The following is a 24,990-nucleotide window of genomic DNA, read 5'->3' on the forward strand; positions in this document are numbered from 1 at the left end:
CCTCAATGTGCTTCGTTTCCAACGATGCCCTCCTTGCGAGCGAGGGGGGCAATTCCTCGTGTCGCTAGGGGGTCAATTTACGATGTCGCCTGACACCGCCGCCCCCACAGGTGGCCGGTAGTGCCTGCCCGCAGGCGGGCTACTGGACAAGCTCGGCCAGGCACGGCTCACGCCGCCGCTTTCGGCAAGGCGAACCCTTTCCAGAAATCCCCAGCGACACGACCGTCGGCCTAACGCAGTGGGAGTGGGACCTAGACCAAGGTGAGAGGCCCGCCATAGAAGCCGCTCGCGTCGTCGACAGCGGCGAACCTGCACCGCGTGCGGGCCTCTGGCTGCAGGCAGGCCACCCGGAAATCCGCTGCCGGATGGTGGAGGGGCAGCCTTTGCCTGCATTGGATGAGCAAACCATCACCTGGACATGGTCCGAACAGCCGCCGCCAGGCATGCGGGCCGTCACCGGACAGCCCTGCCCCTACCCAGGCCTCTGGCACTGCGAGGACACACCGGCAGGCCCTCACACTTTCCAGCACGGCATGCCCCTGCCGCCCGTGCAGGGACGAGAGGTCACCTGGTTCCTGGTGAAGGCGCAGTGACGTTCTCCAAGGGGTCCCGCGGAGATGGAAACACCCATGCGCCCCAAGCGTTCCTGCGCTCCCGAAGCAACATCTTGCAGCCTGCCGGCTAACCCATCGAGCAGCGGAAGGTCCTGCCGCCCGCCCCCAGCAGCCAACTACCCCAACTCGGTCTTCTGACAAACCTTGAATGGCCGCAAAAACGACCGGCTGCCGCAATCCGGCCCATGGAGACGCATGTGAATCAACTCATCCGCTTTGTCGTATTGCTCCTGTGCTGGCCCGCAGGAGCCATCGCTGAAGCGCCCCCGGTCATCTCCCCCACGCTGCTAGCGGCACAGGCGTGCCCCCTACCTTCAGCACTCCAGCCCGACATGCCCAAGTCCGCCATAGGAAGCACCACGGCGCGGCCCCTATCTCCTTCCCTCCGCCTGGAAACCCTGGACATCGTCGGGCTCGGGCTGAGTCTGGATGTTTACCGGCAAGGGCAAGCCTGGGCACGGTTGCGCAAACAGGACACCGATCAACCCGATGCTTTGCGGCTAGGCACCGCTCTCCCCCTGGACCCGCGTGATTACCCCACCGATGGGACGCGGATGGACATGGCGTGGGAGCAGCGAATATCCAATGCTCTGGAACTAGCCCTGCAGGGCTTCCCGGAACGCTGGCCCCTGCCGACCGTAACCGTGGTCCGGGATTACGATCCGCGGATGGAGCGTCCACGCGTGCCCCCCCAAGACATGGAGGAGTCGCTCACCAAGATGGTTAGTCGGGAACTCGGCCCGGCCGGTCTTCACTGGCACCGGATTCGCCAGTTGGACCATGGCGTCATCTGCAAGACCGACCCGGAGGCACTGCTAGAAACCCTCTTCCAGTTGTTCGAGCAGCATCCGGATCTACCCGCCCTGATGGTCTACGCTCTCGACAGTTTCAATATGCGTGCAGCGCTGTCCAGCAAAAATGTCAGCCTCGACTCCATCAGCCCCCCTGGAGCACGTCTGCCCGATACGCCTACCGACGCAGTCGTGGCCCTTGTCGTGGCCCGCCCCGAGCGTCTGGCCTGGCTGCGTGAATTCGCCCGCTACACAAAAGCCGAGCCGGGCTCCATCGACCCCGCCTTCAAAGGCTGGGCGCGTACTCCACCCCGCCGCTTCCAGCCCACCCCTTTCTTCCCGGAACCCATCACTCAGCGTGGTCTTGCCCAATGGGACAGGCTCAAGGTGCTCGCCCGACTGCACCGGCCTGTGACTGTATCGCTTCCGCAGGGCAAGGCAGCACTGAAGGGAAGCACCCGCGACAAAGCGCTTGCCATGGGCTGGGACCAGGCAGCAGCTGGACTGCCTTCCGCGCCAGCGCGGGTATTTTTCGACACCGGCAGACTCTCCGGCGGCACAGCCCAGCTGGCCCCTGCCCTGCATCTCGCGCAACAGCCCATCGACATCCTTGATGCCCAGCAGAGCTACGACCTCAGCCTGCGAGTGGGCGATATCGGCGCGGCCTCTCCCTTCGTCGGCATCGCCTTGGCCACCATGGCCAGTTACCTGAACGCAGACAGCAGCCTGGTGGTGCCGCTACGCCAGGCCAACAACGCAAGCTTCATCGGCGTCAGCTCACCCAACCCCGGCAAACCACCAGCCGATGACCCCTTTGGCGTTTCCCTGCGGCCACAACACTCCGCAGTAACCGATGAGCCTTCGCCAGAGTTTCAATCCTGGCTGGCGAGGTTGGAAAAGGAGTACCAGACCCAGGGCAAGCCCGATGCACCGTTTCATCGTGACCCAGACCTCATCGCCGCGGAACGGCACATCCTGGAAAGCTTCATTTCCAGTGCGCCAGGCATCGCCTCGGATGAAGATAATTTCAAGTAAGAGATCAGATAGTGAGCAGGAAGTAAGAGCCTGTTTGCCATCTTCTGAATAGCAGGCCAAGAAAGGCGAGATGGATGAACTGTAGGCTGGTGTTGAAGCTCCGCTCGCAGTTCTTCCATAGCCGCCGGCACGTGTCGATCCAGGCGAAAGAGCGCTCAACGATCCAGCGCTGGAGCATGACGGCAAAGCTATGCAACTGGCTGCGCTTGGCAATCTGTACCTGAGCGCCGAGCAGGCGCTTGATGGCCTGGGCAAACGGCTGTCCGGCGTAGCCACAGTCGGCCAGAACCGCCTGGACGCGGCTCAGTTCCGGTGCCCGGTGTGCCCCAATGCAAGCAGCGCTCCGTTCCGATCTGTGACTTCGCCGTGGTGACTGCGATCGCATGCGGTAGCCCCAGGGTATCGACGACGATGTGGCGCTTGATGTCCGAGACCTTCTTCCCTGCGTCGTAGCCTTTGTGCCGGGCGTCATCAGTGTTCTTCACGCTCTGCGTGATCGACGATCAAGAAGCACGTCGTGGATTTGCGCTCTGTTTGATACGGACCGCGCCAACCCTTTTCTTACAGCCCGCACCTGGACGCTCACGCCATCCGGGTCGGGCTCGCTCCATCTGGCGAAGTAGGCATGCACCGTTCGCCGCTTTGGAAAGTCACTCGGCAGCATCCGCCACTGGCACCCGCTCTTGAGCAGGTAAAGCACGTCACGGAACACCTCGTACAAATCCACTGTCCGCGGCTTGGTCCTCCTATGCACGCTCTCCAGCAATGGACGGATCTGCTCAAAAGACACTCGACTGATATCGCTCGAGAATTTCTTTCTCATACCCGGGAGTCTACGACGCGGGAATGATAGTGAACAGTCTCTATCACTTCCACCCGATGCGGTTCATTCAAACGTTCAAGAAATGCGGATGGCTAAGCACAGTCGAAATGGCTCAGTGCTTTCCAAGGAGGATACTTCGCCAGGGCAATCGCACCTTCATGTCATGAATCCGAGCAATTCAGCACGGAACGCGTCTGAGGTGGCGGCGAGCATTCGCTTGGTCTTGATACTGCCCCTGCGCGACGTGTTCAAGCGAAGCAGGTTCATCACAATGTGGCGAACGATGGCGAGATTGTTGGCAGTGAATCCGGTGCGCACGGTGGATTGGTCCTCGTTGAACTGGACGCCGAGGCACCAGTGAAGCCGGTTTTCGACCTCCCAGTGGCTGCGTACGGCATGCGCAATCCGGGCGGCGTCGGCGGGCAGGGAACTGATGTAGTAGCGGCGCTTACAGCCGGTCTTGGCGCCGACGGTTCGCTCGCGCTCGACGATCGCGAAGCTCTTCAGATCGGGCCACTGCTCGGCTTTGTAGAGCCGGTCCACGGCGTCGAACGCCCAGCAGCGGCGCACTTCCGTTCGACCGTGACCGTCCTCACGACTTTCTACCGTGGAGTTGGGCGTCAGGGCGCCGCCCACGCCCGCTTGAGCGAGCAGGAAGGACTCGACGAGCTTGGGATGGTTATCCTTTACGCACAGCACGTAGTCGGCGCCGCCCTCGCGAATCGCCTTCGCAATGCCGGTCTGAGCGCCCACGGCGTCGATCGTGACGACACAGCCTTGCAGCGCCAGGGTGGCCAGCAGCTCGGGAATCGCCGTGATCTCATTGGACTTCTCGGCGGTCGCCGTCTGACCGAGCACCAAGCCGACGTCGGCTGCGAAGGCGCTGACCAGGTGCAGGGGCGTCGCCGCGGCCTTGGTCGTGCTGCGCCGGCTGGTCTTGCCGTCGATGGCCACCACCGCGCCTGGGCCCAGGGCAGGCACCAGCTGACCGACCCAGCGCCGAAAGGCGGCTTCGAACTCGCGCGGGTTGAGTGCCGCCAACACGCGCCCAAACGTGTCGTGCGAGGGGATGCCGTGCTCAAGCACGAGAAAGCCTCGCAGCCAGTCGAGGCGCTCCTTGGCCCACGCCTCGATGTCGGAGAACTTGTCCGCGCTGCACAGCACCGCGCACACCGCCACCGTAAGCAGCTCGGACAGGTCGTGCCTGACCTGCCGGGCGCTGCGCGGGTCGGAAATCGAGACGAACACCTGTGTGAGCGGCATCACCTCCCTCGTCTTCATGGGAACCCCAAAAGACGAGGAAACTACACAATTTCCAGGGCTGTGAACAGGGGCTTCGTAAAGGCATGACAGTGAACGCAATTCTGGATGCGGCTATGTCATGTGGGTGCTGTAGCCCTGTCGACTAAGCCCAAGCGTACCAATGACCTCTTCCCATTCTGGCCGCGTCCGCGGGGCTGCCTGGCGCCGGATCTAGTGATCGTGGAATACCGGCAACAGCCTTTTGATGTGCCAAATGTGTTTGCAGTGGTGGAGATCAAATTCCCGGGGGATTGGGTGAAGGCAAAGCAGTTGGGTGATTATGCGAAGCTCATGGGCCAGGACAATCAAAAATTAGCGTTGCTCAGGGTCCCGGAAGATTGCACCGAGTACCGGCCAGAAACTGATCCCAAAAAAGAAGCCGGACATTCAGGAGGAAGGAGAAACCGATGAGCACAACCGAGAAGGAAATGCATGACGGAGAGGTCGCCGGCATGGTGGAGGACCTGAAGAAATGGCCCAGCGTAGCCCATGACAATGGAGAATATGAGCTGGCAGTGATGCCGTTTCTGTCCTTCTACTTCACCTACGAACCCGAACACTACTTGCAGACCTCGCTGGCGATGATCGAAGTGCACGAGGCCTTCGAACGCCTGCTGGACTATCCCTACAAAGTTGCCACTCACCCGGACTCTGAGCGACCGCACCCTTATGGTTCCAAGCGGTTGGGCGATCTGCGGGAGTGGGCGAGAAAGACGCGATTGGACAAGACCTTTGCGTTCAATTTCACCGACGAAAAGAACTACCGCTCCTCACCCACAACTGCCGGATATTTCTGGCGAGACAGCTATCTGGAATATGCGAAAGGCTGCTACTCCTATATTCAACTCCACTACCGCTGGCAGTGGTGGATGGACAACAAGGAGGCCTGGCGGCTCTTCGTGCTGGACACCATCGAACGCCTTAGGCCCGAGCAGGTATATAGCGGCTTCGCCATGGCCAACCCACTGGAATTTGGTACCCGCTCTGAGGTTACCGTATGGGATAGAGCACTCACGCCTCATTTCTACGGATTGGATACGGACTATCCATACGGGACTCACCTCGTTCCAAACCTACCCTCAGGCCTACGCCCTCCCACCTGGGGCTTCTTCCTGTCCGATCTCTGGCGCGAGAAGCTGTCATTAGAACGCGAAGCTGTCCGGCAGGCGCTTCTGGACCCGCGGATCCGGGTCGATGAGCTCCACTGCGGGCAGTGGATAGAACTGGGCCCCCAACCCGAACTTTATCCGGTCGAGAACGGCGTACCGGAACTGCCAGCATTACTGAACCGTCTCCTGCGCCCGCTGCGCCACCCCAAGCTGGACTTGCTCGGCTTTGGCCAGTGGGACGGAGACCCCAACGAACGCTTCACCCTGGCCGACAGCCAGCGCTGGCTGGCGCGTTTTGACGACGATGGCGACTGGCCCACGCCCGAGCAGCGCGGGCTCATCCCTGATGCTCCACGCGCGGCGCCACAGGCCACGCATGCCCGCGGGGGTGAGCCGTGCCCGCGCACCGGATGGTGGCTCACTGCGGCAAAGTATGGCGCCCGGCAACGCTTCGAGGAGGGCGAAACACTGCCCGCCTTCAGTACGGAAAAGACGCATGGCCACACCTTGTGGCAGTGGGACGTCGACCAGCGCGAGCCGATAGAGGTAGAGCGGAACGCCAACACCGTCGCCCCAAGTACTCGCCCTGCGCCGCGCGCGGGTCTGTGGCTGCAGGTGGGTGAATCGAAAGTGCGCTGCCGCGTCGCTGAAGGCGAGCCGCTCCCCCTGGTCGACAAGCTGCCGGTGCAATGGCAATGGGCCGAACAGCCGCCACCCGGCCTACGCGCAGTGAGCGGACAGCCCTGCCCCTATCCAGGCCTCTGGCACTGCGAGGACATTCCCGTTGGTCCGCATGCTTTCCCGCATGACGCCCCCCTGCCCCAGGTTCAGGGGCGGGATGTCACCTGGTTCCTGGTGAAGGCGCCGTGAGATGGAAACACACATGCGCACCAAACGTCCTGGCTCTGTCGAAACAAGCTGTTGAACCTTCACAGCTAGCCATCCTCAATTGAGCTCGCTGAACGGATAGACAGGCCTCCGGCACGAACCGAAGCCCGCCCGCGGCGCTCCAAGCGGCATTCCGACTCGCTCAGTCAGCCATTCAGCCAACCATGCCCGCCCTCACCGCCGCCGATCTCCAAACCCTCGCCGCCGCCCGCCGCAAGCTGGAAAACCCTGGGCTGGCGGTGCGGCTCAGCAACCACCTTGGCAGTCCGCTGGAAAAAGGCATGGCCAGGCTGCCGGCCAGTTGGCGGGAGAAGCTGGGCGGCGTCGCCCATGAGGCGCTGAGCCGGGCGATGAGCACCGCCGCCGGCACGCTGGGCAAGGGGCAGCAGGAGGCCAGCCCGCGGCTGCACAAGGTGCTCGGCTCCCTCAGCGGCGCCGGTGGCGGCGCCTTCGGCCTGCCGGGGCTGACGGTGGAGATTCCGGTGTCCACCGTGCTCATCATGCGCGCCATCCTCGACATCGCCCGCGCCCATGGCGAGGACATCGCCAGCCCGGAAACCCGCCTCGCCGCGCTGGAGGTGTTCGCCCTCGGCGGCCCCGGCGGCGCCGACGATGCCGCCGAATCCGGCTACTACGCGGTGCGCGCCGCGCTCGCCACCGCCATCGGCGAAGCCACCCGCCACGTCGCCGCCAACGGCCTCGGCCAGCACGGCGCGCCGGCGCTGGTGCGGCTGCTCACCATGGTCGCCACCCGCTACAAGATCCAGCTCACCCAGAAGGCCGCCAGCATGCTCATCCCCGGCCTGGGCGCCGCCGCCGGCGCCACGGTGAACCTGCTCTTCATGCAGCACTTCCAGGCCATGAGCGAGGGCCACTTCACCCTGCGCCGGCTGGAGCGGAAATACGGCGCGGACGTGGTGAAGGCAGCCTATCTGGCCGCGGGCTGAACGCGGGCCTCGCCTTCAATCAAGCGGGTGACACCGCTCGCTCTGGCGAAGTCGAAGGGCAATCCGGAGCGCAGGTCCGGCCAGCCCGTGCCGCGCGCATTGATCCGCTGAGGAGAGGCCGCTTGCCCTGGACCCTTGGGCTTTGCTCAAGGCGGGCGGATCTGTCGAAAGATCTTCCATTGCGCGGGCTGCGACAAACCTGTCCTGAGCATGCCAAAGGGCTTGGTCCGAACGGCTATCGGGTATTCAATTTCCCATTCAATAGAGAAGGTGCGCGCCTCTAGCCAAATGTGGCAGCCGGCTCTGAAGCGCTCGAAGGCCTGCCTGCGCGGAGCCCACTCGCCTGGGGATCGCCCGAGGCGAAGTCGCAGGCTCCATGCCCAGGCCAGCAGCACATCCTTCCATCACCGCACTCCCTCCCCCTACAAATCCAGCACCAGCAACGCACTGCGCGAGCGCGACACGCAGACGCAGAGGCTGTTCTGGCGCCCGGCTTCCGCCGCCGACAGGTAGTGGTCTCGGTGATCCGGCTCCCCTTCCAGCACGCCGACCAGGCACATGCCGCATTCGCCGCGCTTGCAGTCGTACAGCGGCTCCACGCCGGCATCCAGCAGCGCGCCCAGCAGGCTCTGGTCGGCGCGCACCGGGATGCGCTGGCCGCTGCTGCGCACCTCCACCTCGAAGGCGGTGTCGCCCGCCTGCGCCAAGCTGCCGTCGAACAGCTCGAAATGCACGCTGCCCTGCGGCCAGCCGGCTCCGGCGGCCTGCTCCACTACCGCGCCGATCAGCGCCGCCGGGCCGCAGACGTAGACCTCCCGCCCCGGCTGCGGCCGCGCCAGGATGTCCGCCAGCGCCAGCCGCAGCGAGCCGGCGTCGCGGTGGTAGAGGCGGCCGCCCAGCGCCGCCACCTCGTCGCGGAAAGCCATGCGCCGCGGGTGGCTGCCGCCGTAGTGCAGTTCGAAGGGCAGCCCCTCGCGGCGCAGCCGCCGCGCCATGCCCAGCATGGGAGTGATGCCGATGCCGCCGGCGATCAGCAGATGGCCGCCCGCCGCCGGCTGCAGCGGAAAGGCGTTGTCCACCGTGGCGCGCAGCCGGTCGCCGGGCACGAGCTGGTGTATCCAGCCGGAGCCGGCGCCGCCTTCCACCCGCAGCACCGCGATCTCGTAGCAGACTGCCGGATCGCCGTCGCCGGTCAGCGAGTAGCGGCGGTACAGCGGCTCGCCCTGCCCGGCCGGCGGCGGAATCTGCAGCCGCAGGTGGGCGCCGGGGACGAAGGCAGCGCAGGCGGTACCGTCCGCCGGCACCAGCCGTAGCCGCATGACATCCTCGGCGATGCGGGCTACTTCGATAACCGTCAATTCCATCGCGGAATTCATGTCCTCTCTCCTCAGCCCAGTTCCGCCAGCAGCGGCTGCAGATGGCGGGCGATGGCCAGCAGCCGGCGCTCGCTGCCCGGCCGGCCGACCAGTTGCATGCCCAGCGGCATGCCCTGCGGGCCGCGCTGGCCGGGCACGTTCACACAGGGCAGGCCGAGCAGGGTCCACACCCGGCTGAACACCGGGTCGCCGGTCGCCGCCAGTCCCGGTGGCGCCTCGCCCGGCGCGGCCGGCACCAACAGCGCATCCACATCCTCGGCGATGCCTTCGAAGGCGGCGGCACCGCAGCGGCCGAGGTCGAGCGCGGCGCGGTAGTCCACCTCGGCGCAGGCCTGGCCGGCTTCGATCAGGGCGCGCAGGCTGGGGCTCATCCGCGCTCGTCCTTGCTCCCAATCGGTAGCGAAAGAACGTGCCGCCTCGTAGGCCTGCACCGTTTTCTGCGCCGCCGACAGGCCGGCCAGTTCATCTGGCAGCGGGCGCTCGCTCACCATCGCGGCAATGGCGATGCGGCTCACCGCGGCCTCGAAGGCGGTGGCGCCCGCCGGCTCCATCTGCAGCCACTCGTGGCCGCGGCACACGCCCAGGCGCAGTGCGCCGGCGTCCAGCCGCGGCAGTGGCTGGTAGGCGATGCCCAGCAGCGCAGCGCGCATCAGTTCCAGGTCGTCGGCGTCGTTGGCCAGCCAGCCCAGGGTGTCCAGCGAGGGCGCCATCGGCTTGATGCCGGCCAGCGAGTGGAGGCCGAAGCCGGGCTTGAGCGCGAACACGCCGCAGTAGGCCGCCGGCCGGATCAGCGAACCGGCGGTCTGCGAGCCCAGGGCCAGCGGCACCATGCCGGCGGCCACCGCCGCCGCCGAGCCGCTGGAGGAGCCCCCGGGCGTGCGGCGCGGGTCATGCGGATTGGCGGTGGGGCCGGGGGAGAAGTAGGCGAACTCGGTGGTCACCGTCTTGCCGAACACCGCCGCGCCAGCAGCACGCAGCCGCGCCACACAGTCGGCGTCGCCGCCGCGCACGCCCTCGCGGTAGATCTCCGAGCCATAGCGTGTGGGGTAATCCTGGGTGGCGATGATGTCCTTCACCGCCAGCGGCACGCCGCCCAGCAGGCCCTGCGGATGCGCCTGCCACTGCCGCAGCGCGTTGACGCGGGCCAGCGCCGGGTCGAATTCCCGCCACGCCTGCACCGCGCCCTCGTGTTCCTCGATGCGGCCCAGGAAATGCGCGAGCACCGCCTCCATGCTCATCTCGCCCGACTGCAGTCCGCGCCGGATGGCGACCGCGGTGAGCGGCGCGGGATCGGCATGGGAATATGCCGCCGTTTCACTGTCAGCCGGCGGTGCCGCAATTCGGCCATCAATTCCGTTTCCAGACACTGTATTCATTTTTCCGCCTCCCTCTCATTCAGTTCCACTTCTTCAACTTGATTCGAATCTGATTCCAATCGGATTCCATTAATCCTTTCCTGAATTGAATTCGCCGTCATGAATCCGCATGAAGGCTTCCCGCGCAATTTCCGCGATATGCCATTGCCGCATTGGTGACCAATCCAGGCTCGCCAGGCTGGCCTGCCGTTGCCAGAACGCCGGCCATGCCATTGCAATTGGCGGGCGCGCTCCGCAGAGGTCCAGCGCGCCCAGCCGGGCGCCGCGTTTCGCACAGGGCAGCGAGGCCTGGAGGCAGGCGCCGCCACTGAAATCCAGTACCGCGTCCACCGCGCCGTGTTCGCGCAGCAGCGTCGGCCAGTCGTCGCCGTAGCGGGCGGTTTCGGCGGCGCCTGCGGCCAGCGCGCGGGCAATGCCGGCGCGGTCCGCGCATACCGCCATCACGCTGCAATCCAGCGACACGGCGAGGCGGATGGCGCTCAGGCCCAGTTCGCCGTCGCCCTGGTGCACCAGCAGGCTTTCACCGGCTTGCAGGCGCAATCCGCCGCACAGCGCGGCATGCAGCAGCGGCCAGCGCAGGGGCATCTGCAATGCGGAATCCGCCTCCATCCCGGCCGGCACCGCCAATACCCGGCGGGCGTCCACATCGATGATTTCGCCGCGGCGGACCTGATGGTCGATATTGCAGGCGAGCAATTGCCCCGGCACCCAATCGCTTTCCGGCCCATTGCGCAATACCCTGCCCAATAGCGGCCAATGCGGCCGGCCATCCACCGCCAGCAATTCGCCGAGCAAGTCCGCTTCCAATTCCACCCGATTCACCCCCAGGCGGCCGGCGCGGGAAATCGTTCTCTCATCATGGCCAATACCGATTGTCAAAACGGCACTCCGTCTGTAACTTGATTGGCGGCCACAGAAGCCGTCCGCGCAATGCGGAATATCAGCGCGCTCAATTGCCCTTTGCGGAATTGGGGCCTGTTCAGAACACCCTGCGGAACATCCGCAGAACATCCCGACCCGGAGCCGCCGTGACATCCAATGTTCAGGACCTCAACACCCGCAGCGGCGACAACGCGCTGCGCGCGCCTGACTTCTCCCTGCGGCAGCTCTCCTATTTCCTCGCCGCCGCGCAATACCAGTCGGTGCAGCAGGCGGCGGCGGCGCTGCATGTGTCGGCGCCGGCGGTATCCGCCGCCATCGCCCACCTGGAGGCGACGCTGGGCGTGGCGCTGTTCCGCCGCCGCCATGCCCGCGGCGTGATCCTCACCGAGGAAGGCAGTGCCTTCGCGGTGCAGTGCCGCGGCATCCTGCAGAACGCGCGCGAGATGGTCTCCGTCGGCGCGCTGGACCGCCACGCGCTGAGTGGGCAGGTGCGGGTGGGCTGCCTGACTACCTTCGCGCCGCTGGTGATCCCGGCGCTGCTGCGCGAGGTGAAGGGCAAGCTGCCGCGCGCCCGGCTGACCTGGGCGGAGGGCCACCACGAGTACCTGATCGAATCCCTGCGCACCGGCACGCTGGATCTGGCGGTGCTGTACGACTTCGAGATTCCCTCCGGCATCCAGTCGGTGACGCTGCGCGACGCGCCGCTGCAGGCGGTGCTGCCGGCCAGCCATGCGCTGGCGGCCAACGCCAGCCTGTCGCCGGCCGACCTCACCACCGAGCCCTTCATCCTGCTGGACCTGCCGCGCACCCGCGAATACATGCTGACCGCCTTCAGCTCCCACGGCGTGCTGCCGCGCATCACCGAGACGGTGCATTCCTTTAGCATGCTGCTGGGGCTGGTGGCCGCCGGGCATGGTTTCTCGCTGCTCAACTTCTGTCCGCCCTACATGGTTCCCGGCCTGGGCCGGGTGGTGTCGCGGCCCTTCCAGGCCATGGTGCGCCAGCCTTCCATCGTGGTCGCCTACTCCTACCGCTACCACTACCCGCGGGTGGCGGCGGCCATCGTCGAGTGCCTGTCGGCCATCGTGGATGAGCTGCCGATGCAGGCGGACTGAGGCCGGCGCCCTTCCCCGGCCGCGGCGCTCATCCCGCCGGCATCTCCATCCACGACTCCGAGAAGGCGAGGAAGGCGGAGCTTTTCTTGCCGCCGTCGAAGTTGCGTGTGGTGACCTGGCCGGGCAGCCGGCGGCCGTTGATCTGGATGCTGGCTTCGGCGGCGTCGATGAACAGGCTGTACATCTCGTGCTTCTGCGTCGGCCCCTTCTCCGCCGGCATGTCCACCGCATAGGGCTCGCCCAGCGCATCCCAGGTGAGCACCACTTCCACGCCGTCGGCGCGCAGGATTTCCTGGTACTTGCGCCGGGTGTCGCCCACCGAACGCGCTTCCAGCAGCGGCAGGTAGCTCACCGCCGGCGTGCCGGCGGAGACGCGGAAGGAATTGAAGCGGGAGAAGAACCCCGCCATCAGGTAGCGCGCCAGCGGCTCGTTGTCGGTGAGGCAGACGTTGCAGGCCTCCGGCAGGCTGGCGGCCATCTGTGGCTTTTCCAGCAGCAGCACGCCCTTGCCCATGCCGTAGGGGGAGTAGTTGATCTTGAAATAGGTGGCGAGGCTGGTCCACTCGCCGTCCGGATCGTTCTTGAGGTAGATGCCGGGGTTGTCGCCGGTCCAGGCGACCTTGCCGGGATGCACGGGATTGCTCATCGCTTGATGTCCTTTCTGTCTGTCTCTGTGTGGGGGCCGGGGGCGCGTCTGCGGCACGCCTACTTGGCTTCTTCCGCGGCGTCCGCCGTTTCGGCGCCGTGCCTCGCGGCGAGCTCGCGGATGCGCTGGCGGATCTGACGAGCGCGGTCGTCCGCCTCCTGGTAGTCGCCGCGCACCACGATGTCGGTGATGGCCCGGCCGATTTCGCGCACCAGCGCCTTGTCGTCGTCCCCGGACTCGGGGATGGACACCACGGTGTCGTGGCAGTAGGTGGGCGTCAGCGCGTTACTGCGCAGCGGCGACAGCGAGGGCGCTTCGCCCTGGGCGACCTTGCGCGTTTCGCGCTTGATCAGCTGGCGCAGCATGGCGATGCCGCGGTCGCAGCGGGTGAGGTTTTCCAGCTCGTGGATGGCGATGGAACGCTGGCTGACCTGGGCGTCGAAATCGCCCGGCATGCGCTGGCGGTCTTCGTAGCCGCGCTCGCCGTCCTGGCCGAAGAAGTCGATGGACTCGACGCCGCAGCGAGATTCGTCGGCAATGCCGCGCGGGTCCATGTCCGGGTGGAAATGGCGCCAGCCGATGATGCGGCAGGTGTGGTTGTCGATCGGCGTGGTCCAGCGCGTGATCGCCACCCGGTTGAAGGCCTTGTCGGTCTGGCCGTCTTCCCAGATGTGGCCGACCTGGGCGAGGTTGGGCAGGATGATGTCGTTGGAGCGCACCCACACCTTGTCCTTCCAGCGCCGCGCGGTGACGTAGATCATGCCGGTGGGCGTGGGCACGAAGTCCATCTCCGGCAGCTCGCCCCAGGCTTCGGCGAAGTGGGTGAAGCTGATGCGGGTGTGCAGGAACACCGCATGCGCCGGGTCCATCACGTTCTCGTGCACCTGCAGCCAGTTGCAGGGATAGGTGACGCAGTAGGGGACGAGGCGGTCGTCGCTGAGCTCGTAGGTGTCGTAGAGCGGGAATTCCGGCTTGTGCTCCGCCGGGCCGAAGTAGCCGAAGATGAGGCCGCGGTATTCGATCACCGGGTAGGCGCCGTGGCAGACGCTGTGGCGCAGGCGGGATTCCGGCGGATCGCCCGGGGTTTCGAGGATGCGGCCATCCACGCCAAACAGCCAGCCGTGGTAGCAGCAGCGCAGGCCTTCGTCTTCGCAGATGCCGAACTCCAGCGAGGTGCCGCGGTGGCTGCAGTGCTTCTCCAGCAGGCCGGGCGTGCCGGACTTGGTGCGGAACAGCACCAGGTCCTCGCCGAACATGCGCACCGCCTTCGGCAGCTCGCCCAGTTCCGCCGACAGCGCCACCGGCTGCCAGAAGCGGCGCAGGTATTCACCCAGCGGGCTGCCCTTCTCCACATGGGTGAGGTCGGCGTTTTCCGGCGGCGTCGGCTGCCGCTCGTAGGCCGAATAGGGTTTGATGAGTATGGTCTTCTTGTCCATCTGCTCTGTTTCTCCTTGCAGTCCGCGGCCGCCGGCATGCCGCCCGGCGGGAATGCGGAATGAATCGATAGGGGTGGCGTGGCTCGCGCAGGGGCTAGCTGGCCACCTCGGGCTGGCTGCGCAGCACCTGCCGCAGCAGCGGCCGGCCCTGGAAGGCGCCGAAGGCCGGCGTGCCGATGCCGCGGGCGATGCTGCGCGCCTGTTCCGGCGGCAGTGTGTGAACGCGGCCGGCGGCTTCGGCCAGCAGCTGGATGCGGGCGGAACGCTCGATGAGCACGAACCACCACAGCGCCTCCTCCACGCTGCGGCCGACGCTGAGCGGGCCGTGGTTGCGCAGCAGCAGCGCCTTCTGCCCGCCGAGCGCGGCGGCGATGCGGGCACCTTCCTCCAGCCCCAGCACCAGGCCGCTGTCTTCCTCGAACACCGCATGGTCGCCATAGAGGGCGCACACGTCCTGGTTGATCGGGTCCAGCGGCCGGCCCAGCGCGCACCAGGCGGTGGCGTGCTCCGGGTGGCCGTGGGCGACGCAGGCCACGTCCGGCCGGGCACGATGCACCGCGGCGTGGATGGCGAAGGCTGCGGCGTTGATCGGCCCGCCTTCCAGCACCACACCCTCCAGCGTCACCAGCGACAGCAGGCTGGCGCGCAGCTCGCCGTAGCCCACGCCGAAGGGATTCACCCAGAAGCGGTCCTCGTGCTCCGGGTCGCGCGCCGACAGGTGGCCGGCCACGCCCTGGCTCATGCCGAGCTGGTGGAGCAGGCGGAAGGCGGCGGCCAGCCGCGCCTTGAGCTGCGCGCGCGGGGCGAGCGTGGCGATGAGTTCGTCATCGTCCGCGGCCGGCACCGGGCCGAAGCGGAAGGGGTTCGCGTTCATGCTTGCGCGCTCCTGGCTCGTGGCTATCGCGGGCCGGCGCTCAGTTCGCCGCCTTGGGCGCGAGCTTGAACTTGCCCTCGTCCACCACCAGCATCTGCACGCTCTCCGGCTTGGTGCCGAAGTGGTCTTCCGGGCCGTAGGCATACACCGCGGTGACGCCGACGTAGTTGTTCACCTGCTCCAGCGCATCCCGCACCGCGCCCGGCTGGTCGCCGGCCTTGCGCACCGCGTTCATCAGCAGCATGGCGGCGTCGTAGCCATTGCCGGCGAAGGTGGCCGGCTGCTTGCCGTATTTGGCCTCATAGGCCTTCACGAACTGCTCCAGCACCGGCTTCTGCGCATCGCCGGCCGGCAGCTCGGCGGTGACGTAGATCTTGGACGAGGGCAGCAGCGCGCCGTTGGCGGCCTCGCCGGCCAGGCGCAGGTAGTTGAAGTCGTTGGCGGCGTGGGTGAGGTAGAGCGGCTGCTTGAGGCCGAGCGCGCGGTAGTTCTTGGTGGAGATGGCCAGCCCCGGCCCGGTGGCCCAGATGACCACCGCCTGGGCCTCGGTGCCGCGGATCTTGGTGAGCTGCGGCGTCATGTCGGTATCCGCGTTGCCGAAGACCTCGGTGCTGACCACGGTGATGCCGTGCTTGCCGGCCAGCTGCAGCAGGGTGTCGCGGGCGCTGGTGCCGAAGGCGACGTCCGAATGCAGCATGGCGATCCTGGTGATGCCGCGGGCGCGCATGTCCTCCAGCATCACCGTTTCCACCACCACGTCGGTGAGCGGCGCGAGGAAGCTGTAGCGGCGCTGCTCCGGCGGCAGCACGATGCCGCGGGTGGCGCCTATGCCTATCATCGGCACCTTGGCGCGCTCCACCGCGTCGACGATGGCGAAGTTGGAGCCGCTGCTGCTGGGGCCGACGATGCCCACCACCTTCTCCTGCGAGATCAGGCGGCGCAGCGCCGACACCGTCTTGGTGTTGTCGCTCTCGGTGTTGAGGTTCACCAGTTCCACCTTGCGGCCGTTGATGCCGCCGGCGGCATTCACCTGCTCCACCGCCAGCTGGGCGCCTTCCAGCGCCGGCTGGCCGAGGGAGGCGATGAAGCCGGAGGTTTCCAGCAGGCCACCGAGCTTGATCGGCTCCTGCGCGATTGCGGCGCCCGTGCCTGCTGCACAGAGGACGAGCGTGGCCAGCGATTTCTTCCAATCGATCATGATTTCCTCTTCTGTTGGGTCCCGTCAGGGAAGGGTGGTCAAGGCTGTTTTGAACAACTCGGGTGGGACATGCCAGATGCCGCCGCCGACGCGGCCGGCGATGCCATTCGAATCGAGGATGCCGAGGGCGACCGGCAGCGCGAGGCCGCGCTCCGCCACCCGGCGGGCAGACAAGCCGACGCGCACCGCGCGCCGCGCCAGCCGCGGATGCAGGCCGCCCAGCAGGGCCTCGCCCAGCGCCGCCGAGGGCGCACGCATGAACTCGGCGAGGTTGGCGGTCTGCGCCGGCGAGTGATGCATGCACAGCGCGCCCAGGCCGAGCGCATCCACCACCGCGCTGTCGCCGATGGCGGGCAGGCAGGCTTCCGCCGGCCAGCCCGCCTGCAGACGGCCGATGGGCGGGGTGGCGGTAGTGGTGGTCCAGGCCTGCGGCGCGCCAGCCAGGCGCAGGCCGAAGTCGATGCCGTTGCCGCCTATCGCCGTCACCAGCGCGCTGCCGGCCACGCCCTCGGCGGCGCTCAGCATGCAGCCCGCCGCCGCCATCCAGGTGCTGAGGAAGAAGCCGGGCGAGGCGGCGAGGAAGGACTCGCCCTCCCCATCCACCGCCGCGCCGGCGGCCCGCAGGCGGGCGACCAGCTCGCGGCTGCCGGCCTGGGTCTGGCCGTGGCAGTCGTCACCCGCTTCCAGCGCGAGGTCGGCGATCTCCAGCAGCCTGATGTTCTTGCCGCTGGCATAGCCGGGCGCCAGCCCGGCGGCGAAGGCGCCGTTCTGCCAGCGCAGCAGCGCCAGCACCTCCGGCGCGGCCATGCCCAGCCGCAGCGCATGCTGCACGCCGCCGTTCAGCGGCGCGTGGCAGGTCCGGCCCAGGCCATTGGCGTCATGCACCTCCTGCAGCCACTGGCTGGGCGAGATCACCGCCGCCAGCGGGGTGACGCAGCCGTGGTCCTGCGCCGGCCTCAGGTGGATGTCGCCGGCGGCGATGGCGACCAGGCCCTCTTCCAGCGTGGCCACCCAGCCTTCGAACAGCGCCGCCTGTGCCGCCGAATGCGCCACCGGCCGCGAAGGCGCGCCGCGGAAGGCGGGGCCGGCATGCAGCAGCGTGCGAGCGGGCCAGTCCATCAACTCGCTGCCACGGCGCAGGCCGGCGAGCACCGGCTCCACCGCCAGCAGGCGTTCCAGCGCGCTGCGGTCGGCGGCCGGCATGTCGCTGGTGATTCCGCCCGCGCTCATGCCGCCACCTCCGTGCCCTCGTCCTCATGCTGCCAGCCGAGGTAGGCCTCGCCAACGTGGGAGGACTGCAGCAATTCCTCGCCGCTGCCGTGGGCGACGATGGCGCCGTTGGCCAGCACATAGCCGCGGTCGGCCACCTGCAGCGCCGCATGCGCGTTCTGCTCCACCAGCAGCACGGCGATGCCGCGCTCGGCCAGCCGCGGCAGCAGTTCCAGGATTTCGCGGGTGACGCGCGGCGCCAGGCCGAAAGACGGCTCGTCCAGCATCAGCAGCTTGGGCCGGCTCATCAGCGCGCGGCCGATGGCGACCATCTGGCCCTCGCCGCCGGACAGGGTGCCGGCCTGCTGGTCGATGCGCTCGGCCAGGCGGGGGAAGAAATCCAGCACCTCCCGCATCGCCGCCTCCACTTCGCGCGCCGCCGCCGCGCCCGGCCGGAACAGGTTGCCGAAGCCGGCGGCGCGGATGTGGGAGAAGCGCCCGATCATGAGGTTGTCGCGCACCGTCAGCATCGGGAACAGCTGGCGGCCTTCCGGCGCCAGCGCGATGCCGGCGGCGATGCGGCGCTCGGCGGCGAGGCCGTGCAGCGGCTTGCCATCGAACGTGATGGCGCCGGCGGAGAGCTTGCACAGGCCGGAGATGGCCTTCAGCGTGGAAGATTTGCCGGCGCCGTTGGCACCGATCAGGGTCACGATTTCGCCGGCGCGCACTTCCAGGTCTATGCCGCCCAGCGCCTGCAGCGCGCCGTAGCGCACCACCGCCCGCTCCAGCTTCAGCAGCGGCGCGGCGGTGGCGCTCACACCGCCGCGGCCGCGCGCCACCACCAGGTCGGTCTCGCCCAGGTAGGCCGCCAGCACCTGCGGATCGCGGCTCACCTTGCGGGTCTCGCCCTTGGCGATCACCGTGCCGTGGTCCAGCACCACCAGGCGCTCGGCCAGGCTGCTGACGAAGGCGAGGTCGTGCTCGACGAACATCACGGTGACGCCGGAAGCGCGGATGCGGCGGATGGCGGCGGCGAGCATCATCTTCTCGTCGTTGGTGAGGCCGGCGGCCGGCTCGTCCAGGATCAGCAGCCGCGCCTCGGTGCCCAGCGCCCGCGCCGCCGCCAGCAGGCGCTGCTGGCCGGCGGTGAGCATCTGCGCCGGCTGGTTGGCCAGCGCCGCCAGCCCGACCAGATCCAGCTTGTCGCAGGCCATGCGGTAGAGCGCCGCCATGGACTGGCCGGCGCGGACGAAGCGCGCCAGCCCGCCGGCCACGCCCTCGCCCAGGCGGGCGACGCCGGCGGCCATCACGTTCTCCACCACCGTCATCCCGGCCAGCACCTCGGCAGCCTGGAAGGTGCGCACCAGGCCGGCGCGATTGACGGATTCCGGCGGTCGGCCGGTGAGCAGCTCGCCGTCGAAATGCACGCTGCCGCGATCCGGCCGGACGAAGCCGGAGATGACGTTGAGCAGCGTGGACTTGCCGGCGCCGTTGGGCCCGATCAGGCCGAGGATTTCGCCCTGGCGGATGTCGAAGCCGACTTCGGACAGCGCCTGCAGGCCGCCGAAGCGCACCGAGACGCCTTCCACCTCGAGCATCGTGACCGGGGTGTTCGTGCTTGCGGTATTCATGCGGAAGTCCTCCCCTGCAGCTTGAGGCCGGCGCGGGCGCCGGGGCGCAGCCGCTGCGGCAGCTTCCGGTACAGGCCGGCGAGCGCAGCCACCGCGCCCTGGCGGCAATAGATCATCACCACGATCAGCAGCAGGCCGTAGATCACCACGTCCAGCCGGCCCAGCGGCTTCAACCACTCGCTGACGATGACGACGATGAAGACGCCGAACAGCACGTTCCACACCCCGGACACCCCGCCCAGCGCAACGATGAGCAGCAGCTTGATCGAGAAGGCGACGCTGAACGGCTCCGGGCTGATATAGCCGATCCAGTGCGCATAGAGCGCGCCGCCGAGGCCGGCGTAGGCGCCGCTCAGGGCCATCACCTTGCGCTTCACCTGGGCAGCGTCGATGCCCAGCGAACGCGCCACCGCCTCGTTCTCGCTCACCGTGCGCATCGCCAGGCCGAAGGGCGAGCGCACCAGGTAGTCCGCCAGGCAGAGGCCGGCGTAGCACACCAGCCAGGCCAGCGGCAGGAAGTGGAGATCGTCCAGCAGCGCGTAGCCGGCGATGGAGATGGGGTCGATGGCGCTGATGCCGTCCGGCCCGCCGGTCACCGAGCGCCACTCCACCAGCACCGTGTGCAGGATGAGCGCGATCGCCAGCGTCGCCATCGCCAGGTGGTGGCCCTTCAGCCGGAACACCAGCCAGCCCAGGCTCCAGGCGGTGAAGGCCGACAGCGCGGTCGCCAGCGCCAGGCTGTACCAGGGGTCCAGCTGCAGATGCTGGGCGAGCAGCACCGAACCGTAGGCGCCGACGCCGACGAAGGCGCTCTGCCCCAGCGAAATCTGGCCGGTGTAGCCCATCAGCAGCGACAGCCCGATCGCCGGCAGCGCATACAAACCGCACACCACCAGCAGGTTGATGACGTAGGGATTGTTGGAGAAGGCCGCCAGCGCCAGCACCGCGGCGAGGATCAGGAAGCGGCTCAGCGCCTGCTTTTTCATCGCGCTCTGGCTCATCGCTTCGCCGCTCCGAATTCGCCCAGCAGGCCGCCCGGCCGTACCAGCAGGAAGAGCAGCAGCAGCACGTAGGCGATGGCGTTCTTGAAGCCGGAGCTGATGTAGCCGGCCGCCAGCGTCTCGGTCGCCCCCAGCAGCAGCCCGCCCAGCGCCGCGCCTATCGGGTTGCCGAAGCCGCCGATGATGCAGGCGACGAAGCCCTTGATGCCGAGGGCGACGCCGCTGTCGTACTGCATCAGCGCGATGGGCGCGATGATCACCCCCGCCACCGCCCCCACCGTGCCGGAGAGCAGGAAGCCGATGCTGCGCATCAGCCCGGTGGGAATGCCCATCAGTGCCGCCGCCTGGCCATTCATCGCACAGGCGCGGAAAGCCTTGCCGAGGAAGCTGCGGGTGAGGAAGAGATAGAGCAGCGCCATCACCACCGCGGTGGTGCCCAGCACCCACAGCGCCTGGCGCGGCACCACCACGCCGTAGGCGGAGATGGAGCCCGGCCCGGAGAAGGCCGGCAGCGGCTGCGCGTCCGTCCCCCACACCAGCGCCGCCAGCCCCTGCAGCACGATGCCGACGCCTATGGTGATGATGATGCCGCGGGTCACGTCGGTGCCGCTGCGGCGTATCGCCAGCCGCTCCACCAGAATGTTCACCAGCCCCACCACCACAACCGCCACCGCGATCGCCAGCAACAGCGGCGCCCCGGCAAGCACCAGACTGGCCGCGCACAACGCGGCCAGCATGGAAGACTCGCCCTGGGCGAAATTGACGATATGGGTGGCGTTATAGACGGCGGTGAAGCCGGTGGCGATCAGGCCGTATATACAGCCGACGACCAGACCCGAAATGAGATATTGGGCAAATTCGGTCAATGCGATTTCCTCCGCATGAATAAGGCTCTGCCGTTGGAACGGAACGTCCCCGAATTCTTATTGCCGCCCGGTTTTATCGGCGCCTTTTCATTTCCTGCCTTGCACCTATTCGTAGCGGACCGAATCCGGCGCGAATCAGGTTTTCGGCAAGCAATTCCAGCGCTCTTTCCGGGCATGGCCTTCGGGGTACGAATCCACTCTAGGGAATGAGAAATTGACCGGCAATTCAGAAGCGCGGACGTCGGATTCAGTTTTTCTTTAGCAGCACAAACCCGGTGCAAAGGCGCGCCATTGGTGCATCTGCGCACGGTTTTGGGATCGTTACAGTGCAAGCCCCCAGGCAAATCAATGCTTGCGAAGTGGATTTCCGAATGCCGCGCTGCAATGGCGCTTTCCGTGTGGCGCCATTTCCATTTCGCCTATTGCATGAAAAAGAATGGAGTCAGCCCGGAAGTATGCGCACGGGAAAGAGGCGTGAATGAGAGAGCCCGGAATTCGCCTCTTTTTCTGCCCTGATTGGGTGTAAGTGGAGCCAGTCAGCTGCTGCTTTCGGCCTAGGGAGATAGCGCGCGGAGGGCTTGATGCCGGGGGCGAGAGCCGACTCCATCGCTGGTTCTCCTCTTTCCCCTAGCAGATGCTCCGGTGAACAAACGAAGCATCGCTTGCCCGCCGGAGCACCCTGAGAGCCAGGGCCGGGGTACAGAGCGGGGCGAGGGAGAGAGAAGAAAACCTAAGGAAGCTCTGCTCTATTCAGAGCCTGTACCCGACTGAGGTTATAAATCGCGCAGTCGCCATAAAGCAGACAACCTTCGCCTCGCTGGCTTTCGACGAGAAGAAGCGGACTCGTCGGTGCCCACGCTCATTCGCGAATCGATGCGTCTGCTCATCGACGAAACCCGCCAGCTCGAACAGCGCAGCGCGCAACTGGAGCGCGAACTCACCGCGCTGGCGCGGCACAGTCCGGCATGCACACACCTGCTGTCGGTGCCGGGCATAGGTCTCTTGACCGCAACGGCGATGGTGGCCGCCACTGGCGGCGACGTGACCCACTTCAAGGATGCCCGCCATTTCGCAAGTTGGTTCGGGCTGACGCCGAAGGAATATTCCTCGGGCAGCACCCGCAAGCTCGGCCGCATCTCGAAACGGGGGGATCGCTATTTGAGGATGCTGCTCACCCATGGCGCCCGCGCGGTGCTGAGGGCCGCGGCGCTGGCCCGCGACGCGAGCCGCCCGCTGGACGGCCTGCGTACCTGGGCGACCGAGGTGCAGCGCCGCAGCAATCACAACAAGGCCACCTGCGCACTAGCCAACAAGCTCGCCCGCGTCTGCTACGTCGTGCTGCGCGACCACGCTGCCTACGGCAATCCGCAGCCTCGTCCGGATAAGAAGCTCGAACGCACCGCCTTCGCCATCGCCGCCTGATCGATTCACTCTTACGCCTCACCCTTGCGCCGAAACGGATCGCTCATCATGGCAAACCGGGTCACACCCACGCGACAGAACGCCGATAACTCTTCCGGCTCTCCAGCAGCCGCTTGTACCGATTGGCGCTTCGCGGGCAGATTCCATGTCGGCACGGATCATTCAGAACCCACCACAGATGCCGGATATACGACTGCAGGTGATTCATCCCGGGAAGTCAAAAGCACGATCTGTCTTGATTTACGGGGGAGTCCATATACGACCTGTTAGATTGCACCGTCATTGCGGCAACGCAAACTCGGATTGGAGTGAGGCAGCGTCGCCAAAGAAGGCCACTGACTGTCGAGGTCCCGGATACAGCCTCATCTCTCGTTTGAGCAAAGGTCTCTTCAGCTCTAGTTCGAGGAGGCGTCTTGCGCACCATCGCGCCACGAGAGTCTGCTTCCCGATATCAAATGCAGTGTCGGTGTCGAGCAACCCCTTAAGGTACTTGGGGTGAGCATGCCCGAAGAAGCGGTGCCGAGCGATGTAGACGTGCGACACGATCTTCCGAAGGTTCTCGTCGAACTCGGCTCCGAACAGCAGGGGGCCTTGCTGCAGCGCCTCTCCTCTTTCATGCCGCTCCAGCACCGCCTCAGTCGCGAGGTAGAACTGCATGAACGCGGCATCGACCAGCCCTGAAACGGAGTCTTCCCCCGCAAGGAGAGACATCCCGGTCGAGTAGTGCTGCTGCGCCACTCGGGCCTTGTCAGAGAGTTGAAAGTCCCCGCCCTCCAACGATCCTCTTGCGGCGCCGCGCTCCTCGATTTCGAATGCAACTCCTCGCGCGAAAGGTAGGCGCGAGAGGATCCAAAGCGGGAGCTCTGGACCGCGCCCCACATCGGCGAGATAGCTGACACGCCCGAAGGTGAGGTTTATATCGGTGTGCAGTTCCAACTGCCGAATCGCTTCAGAAAGACTCTCGGGGTCGAACGCGAACAGTTCGTCTGCGTTCTGGAACGATCTCCAGAACAGGAGCCCGGGCTTAGTGGGATCAGCGTAGCGCATTCCCTGTATGAAAGCCGATGCGATCGGCCCGAATTCCTGCGCAGGGCCCATGGCACATTCAGCCAGGAACTGCAGAGTCTGCGGGACCATCACTGTTTGGAGTACTTCGAACGAGAAGGCTCCTTGAATTGGAGAAATCGTCTGCGCTGAGGACGATTTCCAAACTTCAACCGCTCGCGATGGGAAGGAAGACATGTGACTCTCGTGCGTTCCGTGCAATCTAACGCTTGCGGTAAGCCGCGCCGGAGTGCGAAGCACGGAGGGCACCCGCAAGCGCAGCTTGTGGGCGTCGGCTTGACCAACTGGTTAGGCTGGTGACCAGTGCTGCAGCGTTGAAAGTGCTCACGGCTCACCCTTTGCTGCTTCGATCCATATGGTTGCGCCTGGATGGTGCTCTTCCATGGTGGCGATGGCGTCGTTGATTACCTCGGCAGGTTCGCCTGCTAATGGATAAATAAAGCGTGTAACCGACCGCCCGGCAAGTTGCTCGAAATCCGCTTCGGAAATAGCGTCAGAGCCGCACCAGATGGGGCTTCCAGTCGAAGCTGCTAGTTGAAGCGCGTTCTTCAGGCCATCTGTTGTTACGGCAAGGAAGACTGTGGACATGGCTGGGTGCATTTTTGAAGAGGTCTAACGAATAGCGCTTATCCGCCGCAGCGGCGACGTGGGAGGAAGGCAAGGCGGCATGGCGGCGGATAAACCTCGTTGGACTGAACCGCCGCGACGGCGGATGCTAGGGGGATTGTAAGCGGCGAAGCTGCGTCGTCAATCCATCTGCATGAAGCGAGCGTGCTTTCCAGCATGCGAAGTGGGCAACCCCACCTCCAGCAGGGGCCACGATCGGGCGGCGGGGGCAATGCTGAGACCGGCCCGGCGTGTCGCCCCGGACGCAGGGCGAGCGTCGCCGCAGGCGCACGCTGGCGCGCCCGGCAGTCGCATTGTCGGTGGCTGCGGTCATGGCGGTCCGCGCTGGTGAAGGGCCCGCGGCGCCGGCGCGAGGACCGCCACCAAGCGCATCGGTCCGCGCCCGCAGCAGGGGCAGCACGCGTGCTCCATCCCCGCCGCCCGGCGCACGAAATCGGCGACCGACTCCACGAGGGCGGCTGACGGAGCCGCTACCTCGAGCGCGGCCCGTGCGGCCGCCAGGCCGGATCGCTTGCGCGGGCGAGAGCAGCCCGTAGTGGCGGATGCGTTTGAAGCCGGCCGGTAGCACGTGCAACAGGAAGCGGCCGATGAATTCGACGCCGGGCAGACGCACCGTGCGCTTCTTGCCGCTGCCGGCCTCGGCGCGCACGCGGAAGGCAAGATGCTCGCCTTCAATGCCGACGATGCGCTCGTTCGAGATCGCGACCCGGTGGGTGTAGCGGCCCAGATACTCAAGCACCGCGTCGGGCCCGCCCAA

The 24,990-nt window shown here is 66.5% G+C and carries 19 protein-coding genes and 3 pseudogenes; 6 read left to right on the forward strand and 16 right to left on the reverse strand.

Going from position 1 to position 24,990, the window contains the following annotated elements:
* Nucleotides 1-811 precede the first annotated feature (811 nt).
* Nucleotides 812-2,440, forward strand: coding sequence for a type VI lipase adapter Tla3 domain-containing protein (locus C7389_RS24020; protein ID WP_162851831.1), 1,629 nt, complete (start codon nucleotides 812-814; stop codon nucleotides 2,438-2,440).
* 4 nt (nucleotides 2,441-2,444) lie between these two features.
* On the opposite strand, the pseudogene C7389_RS24025 reads toward C7389_RS24020, so the two are convergent.
* Together C7389_RS24025 and C7389_RS24030 are read right to left on the reverse strand one after the other, a co-directional pair.
* Nucleotides 2,445-3,263, reverse strand: a pseudogene (locus C7389_RS24025) (IS5 family transposase).
* Between the two features lie 156 nt (nucleotides 3,264-3,419).
* Complete coding sequence (locus tag C7389_RS24030; RefSeq protein ID WP_133595203.1) at nucleotides 3,420-4,544, reverse strand: ISAs1 family transposase; 1,125 nt, start codon at nucleotides 4,542-4,544, stop codon at nucleotides 3,420-3,422.
* Between the two features lie 195 nt (nucleotides 4,545-4,739).
* Between C7389_RS24030 and C7389_RS24035 the strand changes: the two genes are divergently transcribed.
* The 3 genes from C7389_RS24035 (at nucleotide 4,740) to C7389_RS24045 (ending at nucleotide 7,509) form a co-directional block, all read left to right on the forward strand.
* Nucleotides 4,740-4,976 carry a hypothetical protein gene (locus tag C7389_RS24035; protein ID WP_211168562.1) on the forward strand — a complete coding sequence of 79 codons (237 nt, stop codon included), beginning with the start codon at nucleotides 4,740-4,742 and terminating at the stop codon, nucleotides 4,974-4,976.
* Nucleotides 4,973-6,544: a type VI immunity family protein gene (locus C7389_RS24040; protein ID WP_133595205.1), complete on the forward strand. Its 1,572-nt coding sequence runs from the start codon at nucleotides 4,973-4,975 to the stop codon at nucleotides 6,542-6,544. Before C7389_RS24035 ends, C7389_RS24040 begins: the two co-directional genes overlap by 4 nt.
* 182 nt (nucleotides 6,545-6,726) lie before the next feature.
* Nucleotides 6,727-7,509: an EcsC family protein gene (locus C7389_RS24045; protein ID WP_133595206.1), complete on the forward strand. Its 783-nt coding sequence runs from the start codon at nucleotides 6,727-6,729 to the stop codon at nucleotides 7,507-7,509.
* A gap of 422 nt (nucleotides 7,510-7,931) precedes the next feature.
* On the opposite strand, the gene C7389_RS24050 is transcribed toward C7389_RS24045, so the two are convergent.
* The 3 genes from C7389_RS24050 to C7389_RS24060 form a co-directional block, all read right to left on the reverse strand.
* The gene (locus C7389_RS24050; RefSeq protein WP_133595207.1) at nucleotides 7,932-8,885 is read right to left on the reverse strand and encodes a PDR/VanB family oxidoreductase; all 954 of its coding nucleotides are present in this window, start codon (nucleotides 8,883-8,885) and stop codon (nucleotides 7,932-7,934) included.
* Nucleotides 8,886-8,896: 11 nt separating this feature from the next.
* Entirely contained in the window at nucleotides 8,897-10,123 is a 1,227-nt protein-coding gene (locus tag C7389_RS24055; RefSeq protein ID WP_133595208.1) for an amidase, read from the reverse strand.
* 207 nt (nucleotides 10,124-10,330) lie between these two features.
* Nucleotides 10,331-11,296, reverse strand: coding sequence for a zinc-binding dehydrogenase (locus tag C7389_RS24060; RefSeq protein WP_133595209.1), 966 nt, complete (start codon nucleotides 11,294-11,296; stop codon nucleotides 10,331-10,333).
* Here C7389_RS24060 and C7389_RS24065 point away from each other — a divergent pair.
* The gene (locus tag C7389_RS24065; RefSeq protein ID WP_211168561.1) at nucleotides 11,290-12,258 is read left to right on the forward strand and encodes a LysR family transcriptional regulator; all 969 of its coding nucleotides are present in this window, start codon (nucleotides 11,290-11,292) and stop codon (nucleotides 12,256-12,258) included. The two genes, C7389_RS24060 and C7389_RS24065, sit on opposite strands and share 7 nt — an antisense overlap.
* A 28-nt stretch (nucleotides 12,259-12,286) precedes the next feature.
* Here the strand turns inward: C7389_RS24065 and C7389_RS24070 are convergent, their stop codons facing one another.
* The 8 genes from C7389_RS24070 to C7389_RS24105 form a co-directional block, all read right to left on the reverse strand.
* Nucleotides 12,287-12,904: a hypothetical protein gene (locus C7389_RS24070; protein WP_133595210.1), complete on the reverse strand. Its 618-nt coding sequence runs from the start codon at nucleotides 12,902-12,904 to the stop codon at nucleotides 12,287-12,289.
* 59 nt (nucleotides 12,905-12,963) lie between these two features.
* Nucleotides 12,964-14,340, reverse strand: a complete 1,377-nt coding sequence (locus C7389_RS24075; RefSeq protein ID WP_133595211.1) for an aromatic ring-hydroxylating dioxygenase subunit alpha — start codon at nucleotides 14,338-14,340, stop codon at nucleotides 12,964-12,966.
* A gap of 94 nt (nucleotides 14,341-14,434) precedes the next feature.
* Nucleotides 14,435-15,214 (reverse strand): class II aldolase/adducin family protein, encoded by a 780-nt coding sequence (locus C7389_RS24080; RefSeq protein ID WP_133595212.1) that lies wholly within the window; start codon nucleotides 15,212-15,214, stop codon nucleotides 14,435-14,437.
* Between the two features lie 40 nt (nucleotides 15,215-15,254).
* Nucleotides 15,255-16,412, reverse strand: coding sequence for an ABC transporter substrate-binding protein (locus tag C7389_RS24085; protein WP_133595213.1), 1,158 nt, complete (start codon nucleotides 16,410-16,412; stop codon nucleotides 15,255-15,257).
* A gap of 24 nt (nucleotides 16,413-16,436) precedes the next feature.
* Nucleotides 16,437-17,642: an oxamate carbamoyltransferase subunit AllG family protein gene (locus C7389_RS24090; RefSeq protein ID WP_133595214.1), complete on the reverse strand. Its 1,206-nt coding sequence runs from the start codon at nucleotides 17,640-17,642 to the stop codon at nucleotides 16,437-16,439.
* On the reverse strand, nucleotides 17,639-19,252 hold the full coding sequence (locus tag C7389_RS25815; protein WP_211168560.1) for an ATP-binding cassette domain-containing protein: 1,614 nt from the start codon (nucleotides 19,250-19,252) through the stop codon (nucleotides 17,639-17,641). The genes C7389_RS24090 and C7389_RS25815 overlap by 4 nt, the downstream gene beginning before the upstream one ends.
* On the reverse strand, nucleotides 19,249-20,253 hold the full coding sequence (locus C7389_RS24100; protein ID WP_211168559.1) for a branched-chain amino acid ABC transporter permease: 1,005 nt from the start codon (nucleotides 20,251-20,253) through the stop codon (nucleotides 19,249-19,251). The genes C7389_RS25815 and C7389_RS24100 overlap by 4 nt, the downstream gene beginning before the upstream one ends.
* Entirely contained in the window at nucleotides 20,250-21,119 is an 870-nt protein-coding gene (locus C7389_RS24105; protein WP_133595215.1) for a branched-chain amino acid ABC transporter permease, read from the reverse strand. The genes C7389_RS24100 and C7389_RS24105 overlap by 4 nt, the downstream gene beginning before the upstream one ends.
* Before the next feature lie 816 nt (nucleotides 21,120-21,935).
* Here C7389_RS24105 and C7389_RS24110 point away from each other — a divergent pair.
* Nucleotides 21,936-22,541 (forward strand): annotated as a pseudogene (locus C7389_RS24110) (IS110 family RNA-guided transposase); the annotation flags it as partial.
* Nucleotides 22,542-22,820: 279 nt separating this feature from the next.
* On the opposite strand, the gene C7389_RS24115 reads toward C7389_RS24110, so the two are convergent.
* From C7389_RS24115 to C7389_RS25610, 3 genes and pseudogenes are all read right to left on the reverse strand, one after another.
* Complete coding sequence (locus C7389_RS24115; protein ID WP_133595216.1) at nucleotides 22,821-23,783, reverse strand: hypothetical protein; 963 nt, start codon at nucleotides 23,781-23,783, stop codon at nucleotides 22,821-22,823.
* Between the two features lie 147 nt (nucleotides 23,784-23,930).
* Nucleotides 23,931-24,194, reverse strand: coding sequence for a hypothetical protein (locus tag C7389_RS24120; RefSeq protein WP_133595217.1), 264 nt, complete (start codon nucleotides 24,192-24,194; stop codon nucleotides 23,931-23,933).
* A gap of 348 nt (nucleotides 24,195-24,542) precedes the next feature.
* Nucleotides 24,543-24,990, reverse strand: a pseudogene (locus tag C7389_RS25610) (transposase); the annotation flags it as partial.

This window comes from Azoarcus indigens, from assembly GCF_004361735.1.
In the GTDB taxonomy this organism is placed as follows: Bacteria; Pseudomonadota; Gammaproteobacteria; order Burkholderiales; family Rhodocyclaceae; genus Azoarcus; species Azoarcus indigens.